We start from the raw sequence: 11,702 nt of genomic DNA on the forward strand, positions 1-11,702 counted from the left end.
CACGCTCGACGTGCTCGATCTTGATGACGTCGGCACCCCAGTCGGACAGCAACGCGGACGCAGCGGGTACGAACGTGTGCTCAGCGACCTCGAGGATCCGTACACCCTGCATCACCGCGGTCATGAAACCCCTCCCGCCCAGGAAGCGGTCGGCGTTCCTGCCGGCCGACAAGTATTTAACATTGACGTCGATACCAGCTTCTACTCGAGTCGGTCCAGGGACAGCCCGGCGCCCGTGTCGGGTGCCCCCGGGACGGGCTGCCGCCGGACGCCGCCGGCCGCGGCCCGCCGACACGCTCGGGCGGAGCCGCACAAACACCCCGCAACGTCTGTGACGACACTCTCATGTCGCCGTCGCAGAGGCCAGGAGCTCTCTCGGTAGCTGGTGATCGGCTTGTCGGCCGGTGGAGGTGCCGGTCGCGTCGGCGCGGTGCCGGCACCGACGCGGTGTCAGCGGGGCGCCATCCGCAGGGCGCCGTCGAGCCGGATGACCTCGCCGTTGAGGTAGGAGTTCTCGAGCAGGTCGGTGGCCAGGCGGCCGAAGTCGGCCGGAGTGCCCAGCCGCTTCGGGTGCGGCACCCCCGCGGCCAGGCCGTCACGGATGTCGTCGCGCAGCCGGCCCAGCATCGGGGTCTCGAACACGCCGGGGGCGATGGTGTTCACCCGGATCGCCCAGCTCGCCAGGTCCCGGGCCGCGACGATCGTCATCCCGCGCACGCCGGCCTTCGCGCTGGCGTAGGCGGTCTGCCCGATCTGGCCCTCGAAGGCCGCGACGGAGGCGGTCAGCACGATCGCGCCGCGGTCGCCGTCGAGCAGCTCCTCGTTCTTCGCCATCCGCTGCGCGGCCAGCCGCACGACGTTGTACGTGCCCACCAGGTTGATCCGGATGACGTCGGCGTAGCTGTCGAGCGGGCCGGCGTTGCCCTGCTTGTCGAGGATGCGGTTGCGGTCGCCGCCCCGGCCGGCGCAGTGCACGACGGCGCGCAGCGGGCCGGCGGTCTCGGCCTCGTCCAGCGCCGCGTCGAACTGCTCGGTGTCGGTGATGTCCGCGGCGACGAAACGCACACCGAGCTCGGCGGCGACGTCCTTGCCCGGCGACGACGGCAGGTCCACGACGGTGACCGCCGCACCGCGCTCCAGCAGGACCCGCACGGTACCCAGGCCCAGGCCCGACGCACCGCCGGTGACCAGAACAGACCTTCCGTTGAGCAGCACGAATCCTCCTGCGCGAGTGTTTGGGATGGCGGCCGTCGAGGTGCCCGTGGTGGCAGCCGCGTCATGAATCACGACGAGTTGGACCCACGACGAGCTGCGCCCATGACAATTCGGCCGTAGTCGCGACAATATTGACGGCCGTGTCAGGCCGAGCCTACGCTGTGGTGCAGAGCACAGACCGCGCCTCGTTCCGCGGTCGACCGGCGGTACGGGCGCCCCGGCCTGGTCGTTCTCCCGTACCCCTGCTCGTCGGCTCCTCGCCGACCCTGTCGGCGCGAGTCGTGTCGGCGCTGGTCTCCGTCGGCCGGCGCGCGGTGGCCGGTGCTCGCACCACATCGTCTGCCATACCGACTCCGGTGTCATATCGACGCGACTGTCACATCGACGCAGCTGTCACCTGATGCGGCCGTCAACGTCGTCGTCACACCGGAGCGGCCGTCACACGACGCCGCCGGCGCGGCTGTCGAGGGCATGTCGGGCTCGCCGTCATGCCCGAGGCCGCGCGTCCCGGCGTCCAGGAGGGGATGACAACAATGGGGAAGCACAGGGTCGTGCAGTGGGCGACCGGCAACATCGGCACGTACGCGTTACGTGCCGTCATCGAGCACCCTGGCCTCGAGCTGGCCGGTGTCTTCGTGCACTCGGCGGAGAAGGCGGGCCGCGACGCCGGTGACCTCGCCGGCGTCGGCGCGACCGGCGTGGCCGCGACCGCCGACGTCGACGAGGTCCTCGCGCTCGGCGCCGACTGCGTCCTCTACATGCCCAGGTACTTCGACGTCGACGAGGTCAGCCGGATCCTCGCCTCGGGCGCGAACATCGTCACGACCCGCGGCGAGTTCCACCGGCTGGAGGACATCGACCCCGAGGTGCGCAAGCAGGTCGAGGCGGCCTGCGAGCAGGGTGGCAGCTCCATCCACAGCACCGGCAGCAGCCCCGGGTTCATCTCGGAGGCGCTTCCGCTGGTGCTGTCCTCCATCCAGCGCCGGCTCGACCGGCTGGCCATCGCGGAGTTCGCCGACCTGTCACGGCGGGACTCGCCGGGCCTGCTGTTCGACGTGATGGGCTTCGGTCAGGCACCGGGCGAGTTCGACGAGGGCCGTCTCTCCCACGGCAAGACCAGCTTCGGCCCCTCGCTGAACCTCGTCGCCGACGCGCTCGGGATGCCGCTCGACGGGCTGGAGGCCTCCGGCGACGTGGGGACGTCGGCCAAGCCGGTGCACATCGCCGCCGGCACGCTGGAGGCGGGCACGGTGGTCGCCCAGCGGCTGACGGTGTCGGGCCTGCGCGGCGGCCGCGAGGTCATGAGCTTCCGGGCGACCTGGTACTGCACCGCCGACATCGAGCAGGACTGGGACATCCGCGCCACCGGCTGGCACGTCGCCGTCGAGGGTGACGCTCCCCTCGACATCGACCTGCGCTTCCCGATCCCGATGGAGCGCATGGCGGCGGTCGCGCCCGCGTACACCGCCAACCGTGCCGTCAACGCCGTGCCCACCGTCTGCGCGGCCGCGCCGGGCATCCGCACCACGGTCGACCTCCCGCAGATCTTCGCCACCGCGCTCGGATAACCGCGCGGCGCGGCGCGGTTTCCGGGACGCGGCACCCGGGTGCGCGGCGTGGTTGGGCTCGACGTCGCCAGGGCGCGATCGAGCGGGTCGGCGGCCGCCGAGCGCCCCCGCCGGCGGGGGCACCGGTTCGTTCTCACCGAACGGACGGTTGATTCGCTTGTCTCGAGAATGTAACTTTCAGTCATCCTTTCCGGGCATCGGGAGGTGGCGGCGGTCCGCGCCCCACCACCCGGCGACGTCGACCCGGCCGGCGCGACCGCGCGGGACGACGCGCGGGTGTTCGCGCACCGGCTCCGACGGCGGGTGCCCGGGAGTCGGCGCCGTGGGCTGGAGGAGCACATGAAGCACAGGACGATCGCGCGGGCGGCCGCATGAAGCCGCTCGAGGGGATCCGGGTTCTCGAGGTGGCGATGTACGGCTTCGTGCCGTCCGCGGGCGGCGTGCTCGCCGACTGGGGCGCCGAGGTCATCAAGGTCGAGCACGCCGTCACCGGCGACCCGCAGCGCGGGCTGAAGCAGACCGGCAATCTCAAGGTCGGCGACGGCCCGAACCCGAACATCGAGCACGCGAACCGCGGCAAGCGCAGCCTCGGCCTCGACATGTCGAAGCCGGAGGGCAAGGCGGTCCTCGAGGAACTGATCCGGCGCGCGGACGTGTTCCTGACCAGCTTCCTGCCACGCTCGCGCCGCAGCCTCGGCATCGACGTCGAGGACGTCCGCGCGATCAACCCGAAGATCATCTACGCTCGCGGGAGCGCGTTGGGCCCGCGCGGGGTGGAGTCGGAGAAGGGCGGCTTCGACATGACCGCCTTCTGGGCGCGTGCCTCCTGCGCGGCCAGCATCACCCCCCGCAGCCGCGACGGCATGACGCCGCCGCCCGGTCCGGCCTACGGGGACACGATCTCGGGCACGAACCTCGCCGGAGGGATCGCGGCGGCCCTGTTCCGGCGGGAACGCACCGGCGAGCCGTCCGTCGTCGACGTCTCACTGCTGGGCAGTGGGCTGTGGGCGATGGGGCAGTCGATCGCCCTGTCGCTCCTGCTCGACGAGCCGCTGGTGGCCCCCGAGCCGGGTTCGCTCGCCTCACCCAACCCGCTGTCCGCGCTGTACCGGACCTCCGACGGCCGGTTCCTCTCGCTGGTCATGCTGCAGGCCGGCCGGTACTGGCCGGACGTCTGCCGGCACATCGACCGGCCGGAGCTGGCCGACGACCCGCGGTTCGCCTCCGCCGAGCTGATCGCGGCCAACGCCGAGGAGGCGGTGAAGCTGCTCAGGGAGGCGTTCGCCGCCCGCACCCTGGCGGAGTGGACCGAGCGGCTGGCCACGCTGTCCGGGCCGTGGGCCCCGGTACAGGACTCGTTGCAGGTGGGCGGCGACGCTCAGATCCGGGCGAACGAGTACCTGCTCCCGGCCGGGGAGATCGAGCTCGTCTCCAGCCCGGTCCAGTTCGACGTGTCCGCCCCCGAGCTCGGACCCGCCCCCGAGTTCGCCGCCCAGACCGAGGAGATCCTCATGGAGCTGGGTCTGGACTGGGACCGCATCATCGAGCTCAAGGGCGCCGGCGCGGTCACCTGAGCCTGCCGCCCGTCGCGGGCGGCCGGGCTACCTGCCGCCCGCGACAGCGACAGCGTCAGCGGGTGCGCTTCGTCGCCCGCTCGACGGCCGCCCAGTGCTCGTCGGCCACCCACAGCCGGGCGAAGGTGCGGGCCGACTCCTCGGCGCCGACCCCGTCGCTCATGACGTACTTGATCGCCCGGGCCGGGGGAGTGGCGAGCGACCTCGCCAGCGCGCGCCAGCCCGCGTCGAACTCGGCGCGGGGCAGGACCCGGTCGAGCAGGCCGAGCCGCTCCGCCTCGGCCGCGCCGAGGGTGACACCGGTGCCGGCGAGCAGCAGCGCCCGGCCCCGCCCGACCAGGTCCGCCAGGCGCTCGGCGCCGCCCCAGGCGGGCATGATCGCCAGGGTCGACTGGGTGAAACCGATCTTGATGTCGTCGGCGGCGACCCGGATGTCCGCGGCCACCGCGACCTCGGCGCCCCCGCCCAGCGCGTGCCCGTTGAGCGCGGCCACGACCGGGGCGGGGAAGTCCGCGATCCGGTCGCAGATCTGGCGCATCCGCAGCGCCATGCCGGTGGCCTCGTCCTCGGTGCGCAGTGCGGCGAGCTCCTTGAGGTCGCCGCCCGAGACGAAGGCCCGGTCGCCGGCGCCCCGGACGACGAGCGCGCCCGCGCCCGCGGCGGCGTCCAGCGCCTTCTCCAGCTCGCCCATGGTCGCCAGCGAGATGGCGTTGCGCGCCTCCGGCCGGTCGATGGTGATGACGGCGAGCCCATCATCCAGCTCAAGATCAATCACGGGCGCGACTCCACGGCTCAGGAACGGTCCACGGCCAACGAGCGGCCGAGAATTCGATTCTTTGTAATGAAGAGTACCATTCCGGCCTGCTGGCAGGGGTCTGTCGGCGGCGTGCGCGGCCGTCCCACCACCCCGTCCGCAGATGCCGCTGTTGTGGTCGGTCGCGGGGAGAGGTGGAACTTGTCCTCTCTGCCTGAGAGAGTCTAGGTATCGTCAGAGATCGGAGCTCGCGTCATGCGCACGATCCCACCTGAGCTGGTCAAACGGTACGAGGGCGAAGGGTGGTGGACGCCCGAGACGCTGGGCGGCCTGCTCGCCGCCGGCCTCGACGCGACCCCCGACGCGGAGTTCCGCGTCCACTCGGCGGTCCGGCCGTGGTCCGGGACGTTCCGCGACGTCGAGCAGGTCGCCCGCCGGCTCGCCGCCGGGCTGCGGGCCCGCGGCGTCGGCCCCGGTGACGTCGTCGTCTTCCAGCTGCCGAACTGGATGGAGGCGGCCGCCGTCTTCTGGGCGTCCTCCTTCCTCGGGGCGGTTGTGGTTCCCGTCGTGCACTTCTACGGGCGCAAAGAGCTCGGCTACATCCTGGAGCGGACCTCACCCAAGGTCTTCGTCACCGCCGAGGGCTTCGGGCGGATGGAGTACCAGCCCGACCTGAGCCGGGACGTCACCGTCGTCGGCGTGGTCGGCCGCGACTTCGACGAGCTGCTCGCCGACGCCCCGCTGCCCGGCGTGATCGCCACCGATCCGGCCGCCCCGGCGGTGATCGCGTTCACCTCGGGAACCACCCGTGACCCCAAGGGGGTCATCCACACCCATCAGACCCTCGGCTTCGAGACGCGCCAGCTCGCCGGCCTCTACCCGCCGGACCGCGGCCGCCAGCTCACCGCCGCGCCGGTGGGGCACTTCATCGGCATGCTGAACGCGTTCCTGATCCCCGTCCTGGACGGCTGGCCGATCAACCTGGCCGACGTCTGGGACCCGGCCCGGGCCCTGGAACTGATGGTGAGCGACGGGCTGACCGTCGGCGGCGGCGCCACCTACTTCGTGACGAGCCTGCTGGACCACCCGAGCTTTTCGCCCGAGCAGCACCTGCCGGCGATGAAGTACGCCGGGCTGGGCGGGTCGTCCGTCCCAGCGGCGGTCACCACCCGGCTGGACGAGCTCGGCATCACCGTCTTCCGGTCCTACGGCAGCACCGAGCATCCGTCGATCACCGGCTCGCGCCACACCGCGCCGGCGGAGAAGCGGCTGTTCACCGACGGTGACCCGCTGCCCGGGGTGGAGATCCGGCTCGACGCCGACGGCGAGATCCTCAGCCGCGGCCCGGACCTCTGCCTCGGCTACCTCGACGAGGCCCTGACCGAGCAGGTCTTCGACGCCGACGGCTGGTACCGCACGGGCGATGTCGGTGTCCTCGACGCCGACGGCTACCTGACGATCGTCGACCGCAAGGCGGACTTCATCATCCGCGGCGGGGAGAACATCAGCGCGCTCGAGGTCGAGGAGGTGCTGCTCACCATGCCCGGGGTCGCCGAGGTCGCGGTGGTCGCGGCCCCCGACGTCAGGCTCGGCGAGCACGCCGCCGCGATCCTGCGGCTGCAGCCCGGGATCGGGCTGCCCACACTGGAAGAGGTGCGCGCGCACTTCGCGCGGGCCGGTCTGGCCCGGCAGAAGTGGCCCGAGGAGCTTCGCGCGATCGAGGACTTCCCCCGGACACCCAGCGGTAAGATCCAGAAGGTCGTGCTCCGGCGGGAGCTGCGCGCCGTCCCGCAGGGAGACCGTCAGGGGGACCCATCGGGACACATTGCGGCTGGGCAGGGAAGAGAATAGGGTTCTCCTTATCAGTAAGGGAGGATCTCAATGTCTACGCGAGTGCCGCCGTACCCGATCTTCGACGCGGACAACCACCTGTACGAGACCCAGGACGCGTTCACCAAGTACCTGCCCGAGGAGTTCAAGGGCGCGATCCGGTACGTCGAGGTGGACGGCCGGACCAAGATCGCTGTCCGGGGTCACATCAGCGAGTACATCCCCAATCCGACCTTCGAGGTCGTCGCCCGGCCCGGTGCGCAGGAGGACTACTTCCGCATCGGCAACCCGGAGGGCAAGTCCTACCGGGAGATCATCGGCAAGCCGATGCGCTCGATCCCGGCCTTCCGTGAGCCGAAGTCCCGCCTCGAGCTCATGGACGAGCAGGGCATCGAGCGGACGCTGATGTTCCCGACGCTCGCGAGTCTGCTCGAGGAGCGGATGAGCGACGACCCCGAGCTGACCCACATCGTCATCCACGCGCTCAACGAGTGGCTGTACGAGACGTGGCAGTTCAACTACGAGAACCGGATCTTCACCACCCCGGTGATCACGCTGCCGATCGTCGAGAAGGCGATCGAGGAGCTGGAGTGGGTCGTCGAGCGCGGGGCGAAGGCGATCCTGATCCGCCCGGCGCCGGTTCCCGGGTTCAGCGGCTCGCGGTCGTTCGGCCTGCCGGAGTTCGACCCGTTCTGGGAGAAGGTCGTCGAGCACGACCTGCTGGTCACGCTGCACTCCTCGGACAGCGGCTACAGCCGGTACACCGACGACTGGGAGAGCAACAAGCGGGAGTTCCTGCCGTTCCAGCCGGACGTCTTCCGGATGATCGGCCAGTGGCGTCCGATCGAGGACTCGGTGGCCGCGCTGATCTGCCATGGCGCGCTGTCCCGGTTCCCCACCCTGAAGATCGCCGTCGTCGAGAACGGCGCCTCCTGGGTCGGCCCGCTGATCAAGACCCTGAAGGACGTCTACAAGAAGTACCCGCAGCAGTTCGCCGAGGAGCCGGTGTCGGTGCTGCGGCGCAACGTGCACATCAGCCCGTTCTGGGAAGAGAACATGGCCGACCTCGCCGAGCTGCTCGGCGTCGAGCGGGTGCTGTTCGGCTCGGACTTCCCGCACCCCGAGGGCCTCGGTGACCCGGCGAGCTTCGTCGACGAGCTCAAGAACCTCACCGACGAGGAGAAGGCCCTGATCATGGGCGGAAACCTGGCCAGGCTGATCTCGGGATGAAATGGGAAACCATCCCGGAGATGGTGCTGAGCGCGGCCGACCGCTTCGACGACGCCGAGGCGGTCGTCGACGGTGCGCTGCGCCTCACCTACACCGAGCTGGTCGACCGCATCCGTGTCGCCGCGGGCTCGTTCGCGGCGGCGGGGGTGGGCAAGGGTGACCGGGTCGCGATCTGGGCGCCGAACTCCGCCGAGTGGATCATCGCGGCCTTCGGGCTGCTGACCGCCGGCGGGGTTCTGGTGCCGGTGAACACCCGGTACAAGGCGGAGGAGGCCGACGACATCCTCCGCCGGAGCGGGGCCAGGATGGTCCTGGTCCAGGAGGGTTTCCTCGGGCAGGTCTACGCCGGCACCACCTGTGTCCCCGCCGTCGACATCAGGTCGGGCTTCCTGTCGAGCGGCGCGCCGCTCGAGCGGCCGGTGGGCCAGGACGGCGACGAGACCGCCGACATCCTGTTCACCTCGGGCACGACCGGGCGTCCCAAGGGCGTCATGATGAACCACCGGCAGACGCTGCGGCTGTACGAGGAGTGGTGCGAACTCGCCGACCTGCGCGAGGGCGACCGCTACCTCTGCGTGAACCCGTTCTTCCACAACTTCGGGTACAAGGCGGGCCTCGTCGCGGCGCTCATCCGCGGCGCGACGATCGTGCCGATGGCGGTCTTCGAGATCGACAAGCTGATCGAGCTGGTCGAGCGCGAGAAGATCACGATGCTGCCCGGCCCGCCGACGCTCTACCACTCGCTGCTGGCGGTGCCGGACAAGACCGCGCTGGCCTCGCTCCGGTGTGCCGTCACCGGGTCGGCCGACATCCCCGTCGAGCTGATCCGGCGGATGCGTGACGAGCTGCCGTTTCAGTCGATCATGACCGGCTACGGCCTCACCGAGGCGGGGACGGCGACCGCGTCGAGGCCGGGCGACTCGTTCGAGGACATCGCGACCACGGTCGGCACCGCCTGCGACGGTGTCGAGGTGGCCGTCGCCGACGACGGCGAGGTGCTCGTCCGCGGGTACACGGTGATGCAGGGCTACCTCGACGACCCGGTCGCCACCGCCGAGGCGATCGACCCCGACGGCTGGCTGCACACCGGTGACCTCGGCACGCTCGACGAGCGGGGGCACCTGCGGATCGTCGGCCGCAAGAAGGACATGTTCATCGTCGGGGGCTTCAACGCCTACCCGGCCGAGATCGAGGGGTTCCTGCTCGAGCACCCCGCGGTCGCGCAGGCGGCCGTCATCGGCGTCCCGGACGAGCGGATGGGCGAGGTCGGCAAGGCCTTCGTCGTCCGGCGCGCCCCGGTCACCGCGGACGAGCTGATCACCTGGAGCAAGGGCAGGATGGCGGGGTTCAAGGTGCCGAGGACGGTGGAGTTCCTCGAGAGTCTTCCGCTGAACGCCTCGGGAAAGGTGATGAAGGACCACCTGCGGTGACCGGGTGTCCGGGGCCCGCGCGCCGCCGGCAGCCGGCGCGCGGTCGGTACCCGGTGAGCGCCGCGGCCCCGGGGCCGCGGCCGGTGTCGACGTTCCGTCTCCAGAAAGTGTCGAAGCGACGATGAGCGATTCTGTCCAGACCAACTCCGGCCTGCCGGTGGAGCCGGTGTACGGGCCGGCGGACCGCGCCACCGAGCCTCCCGCGCCGGGCCGTTTCCCGTTCACCCGGGGTAACTACGCCGCCGGGTACCGCGGGCGTACGTGGACGTTCCGCCAGTACTCCGGCTTCGGTACAGCCGAGGAGTCCAACAGCCGGTACCGCTACCTGCTGGAGCAGGGCGGCACGGGCCTGTCGGTGGCCCTCGACCTGCCCACCCAGTGCGGGTACGACTCCGACGACCCGGAGGTGACCGAGGAGGTCGGCCGGGTCGGCGTCGCGGTCGACACGCTCGCCGACGCCGAGGTGCTCTTCGAGGGCATCCCGCTGGACAAGATCAGCACCAGCTTCACGATCAACGGCACCGCCGCGATCCTGTTGGCCTTCTACGTGGCGGCCGCGGAGCGCTCCGGCGTGCCCCGGGCCAAGCTGACCGGGACGATCCAGAACGACATCCTCAAGGAGTACGCCTCCCGCGGGACGTGGATCTGGCCGCCGGAGCCGTCGCTGCGCCTGATCGCCGACACCATCGAGTTCTGCGCCGAGGAGGTGCCGCGCTTCAACGCGATCTCGGTCGCCGGCGCGCACTTCCGGGACGCCGGCGCCAACGCGGTGCAGGAGATGGCGTTCACCCTCGCCGACGGCGTCACCTACTGCGACACGGTGATCGAGCGCGGTCGGCTGTCGATCGAGAAGTTCGCGCCGCAGGTGTCGTTCTTCTTCTACACCCACGGCGACTTCTTCGAGGAGATCGCCAAGTACCGGGCGGGCCGGCGGCGGTGGGCGACCATCGTCCGGGAGCGCTACGGCGCCACCGCCGACAAGGCGTCGATGTTCCGCTTCGGCTGCGTGGCCGGCGGGGCGTCGCTGTACGCGCCGCAGGCGCAGAACAACATCGTCCGGGTCGCGTACGAGGCGATGGCGTCGGTGCTCGGCGGCGTGCAGTCGATGTTCACCGCGGCCTGGGACGAGCCGTTCGCGCTGCCCAGCGAGGAGTCGGCGACGCTCGCGCTGCGCACCCAGCAGATCCTCGCCTACGAGACCGGCGTGACCCGCACCGCCGACCCGCTCGGCGGCTCGTACTTCGTCGAGGCGCTCACCGACGCCACCGAGGCCCGCATCGTCGAGATCATGGACGACCTCGAGCAGCACGGCGGCATGGTCCGCGCGATCGAGGACGGCTATCTCCAGGGCATGATCGCCGACGAGGCGTACAAGCTGCACCAGGACATCGAGAACGGAACGGTGCCGATCGTCGGCGTGAACCGGTTCGTCTCCGACGAGCCCGCGCCGGACCTCGCCACCTACGAACTGGACGCCGAAGGCCGCGAGCGGCAGCTGAAGCGGCTGGCGAAGGTCAAGGGCGAGCGCGACGCCGCGGCCGTCCGGGCCAGCCTCGACGCGCTGGCCCGCGCCGCGGAGGGGAATGGGAACCTGATGCACAACCTGATCGACTGCGCCAACGCCTACTGCACAGTGGGCGAGATGGTCGCCACCCTCAAGAACGTCTGGGGCGAGTTCCAGCAGCCGGTGGTGTTCTGATGCCGGCGCGGGTACTGGTCGCCAAGCCCGGCCTGGACGGGCACGACCGCGGGGCCAAGATCGTCGCGCGGGCGTTGCGCGACGCCGGCTTCGAGGTCGTGTTCACCGGCATCCGGCAGCGCGTCGAGGACATCGTGACCATCGCGCTGCAGGAGGACGTCGCGGTCGTCGGGCTGAGCATCCTCTCCGGCGCGCACATCGCGCTGACCACGCGCACCATCGAGGCGCTGCGGGCGGCGGACGCGGCCGACATCGCCGTCGTCGTCGGCGGCACCATCCCGCCGGCGGACGTCCCCAAGCTGCTCGAGGCGGGCGCCGCCGGGGTGTTCCCGACCGGCACCCCGCTCGAGCAGCTGGTCACCGAGGTCCGCGCGCTGACCTCGACACCCACCCCGTCCTGAT

At 71.0% G+C, this 11,702-nt stretch carries 11 protein-coding genes; 8 read left to right on the forward strand and 3 right to left on the reverse strand.

The genetic code is table 11. From position 1 onward, the window contains the following. A partial coding sequence (locus FMEAI12_RS37970) for a CoA transferase (protein ID WP_235013863.1) occupies positions 1–313 on the reverse strand: 313 nt, incomplete at its 3' end. A gap of 137 nt (positions 314–450) precedes the next feature. After that, on the reverse strand, positions 451–1,215 hold the full coding sequence (locus FMEAI12_RS09845) for an SDR family NAD(P)-dependent oxidoreductase (RefSeq protein WP_112105776.1): 765 nt from the start codon (positions 1,213–1,215) through the stop codon (positions 451–453). Between the two features lie 533 nt (positions 1,216–1,748). Here FMEAI12_RS09845 and FMEAI12_RS09850 point away from each other — a divergent pair. From FMEAI12_RS09850 to FMEAI12_RS09855, 3 genes are all read left to right on the forward strand, one after another. Continuing rightward, positions 1,749–2,783 carry a dihydrodipicolinate reductase gene (locus tag FMEAI12_RS09850; RefSeq protein ID WP_112105777.1) on the forward strand — a complete coding sequence of 345 codons (1,035 nt, stop codon included), beginning with the start codon at positions 1,749–1,751 and terminating at the stop codon, positions 2,781–2,783. 204 nt (positions 2,784–2,987) lie between these two features. Continuing rightward, positions 2,988–3,158 carry a hypothetical protein gene (locus FMEAI12_RS36565; RefSeq protein WP_157904370.1) on the forward strand — a complete coding sequence of 57 codons (171 nt, stop codon included), beginning with the start codon at positions 2,988–2,990 and terminating at the stop codon, positions 3,156–3,158. Further along, a complete protein-coding gene (locus tag FMEAI12_RS09855) occupies positions 3,155–4,357 on the forward strand; it encodes a CaiB/BaiF CoA-transferase family protein (RefSeq protein WP_112105778.1) in 1,203 nt (400 codons plus the stop codon). The genes FMEAI12_RS36565 and FMEAI12_RS09855 overlap by 4 nt, the downstream gene beginning before the upstream one ends. A gap of 55 nt (positions 4,358–4,412) precedes the next feature. Here the strand turns inward: FMEAI12_RS09855 and FMEAI12_RS09860 are convergent, their stop codons facing one another. Next, positions 4,413–5,132, reverse strand: a complete 720-nt coding sequence (locus FMEAI12_RS09860; protein WP_071066754.1) for an enoyl-CoA hydratase/isomerase family protein — start codon at positions 5,130–5,132, stop codon at positions 4,413–4,415. Between the two features lie 234 nt (positions 5,133–5,366). Between FMEAI12_RS09860 and FMEAI12_RS09865 the strand changes: the two genes are divergently transcribed. The 5 genes from FMEAI12_RS09865 (at position 5,367) to FMEAI12_RS09885 (ending at position 11,701) form a co-directional block, all read left to right on the forward strand. After that, positions 5,367–6,962: an AMP-binding protein gene (locus FMEAI12_RS09865; RefSeq protein ID WP_112105779.1), complete on the forward strand. Its 1,596-nt coding sequence runs from the start codon at positions 5,367–5,369 to the stop codon at positions 6,960–6,962. 30 nt (positions 6,963–6,992) lie between these two features. Beyond that, on the forward strand, positions 6,993–8,171 hold the full coding sequence (locus FMEAI12_RS09870; protein WP_112105780.1) for an amidohydrolase family protein: 1,179 nt from the start codon (positions 6,993–6,995) through the stop codon (positions 8,169–8,171). After that, on the forward strand, positions 8,168–9,601 hold the full coding sequence (locus tag FMEAI12_RS09875; RefSeq protein ID WP_112105781.1) for a FadD3 family acyl-CoA ligase: 1,434 nt from the start codon (positions 8,168–8,170) through the stop codon (positions 9,599–9,601). Before FMEAI12_RS09870 ends, FMEAI12_RS09875 begins: the two co-directional genes overlap by 4 nt. A gap of 121 nt (positions 9,602–9,722) precedes the next feature. Further along, positions 9,723–11,300 carry a methylmalonyl-CoA mutase family protein gene (locus tag FMEAI12_RS09880; protein WP_112105782.1) on the forward strand — a complete coding sequence of 526 codons (1,578 nt, stop codon included), beginning with the start codon at positions 9,723–9,725 and terminating at the stop codon, positions 11,298–11,300. Further along, positions 11,300–11,701 carry a cobalamin-dependent protein gene (locus FMEAI12_RS09885; protein WP_018505316.1) on the forward strand — a complete coding sequence of 134 codons (402 nt, stop codon included), beginning with the start codon at positions 11,300–11,302 and terminating at the stop codon, positions 11,699–11,701. The genes FMEAI12_RS09880 and FMEAI12_RS09885 overlap by 1 nt, the downstream gene beginning before the upstream one ends. Position 11,702 lies beyond the last annotated feature (1 nt).

The organism is Parafrankia sp. Ea1.12 (genome assembly GCF_900465275.1).
GTDB lineage: Bacteria > Actinomycetota > Actinomycetes > Frankiales > Frankiaceae > Parafrankia > Parafrankia soli.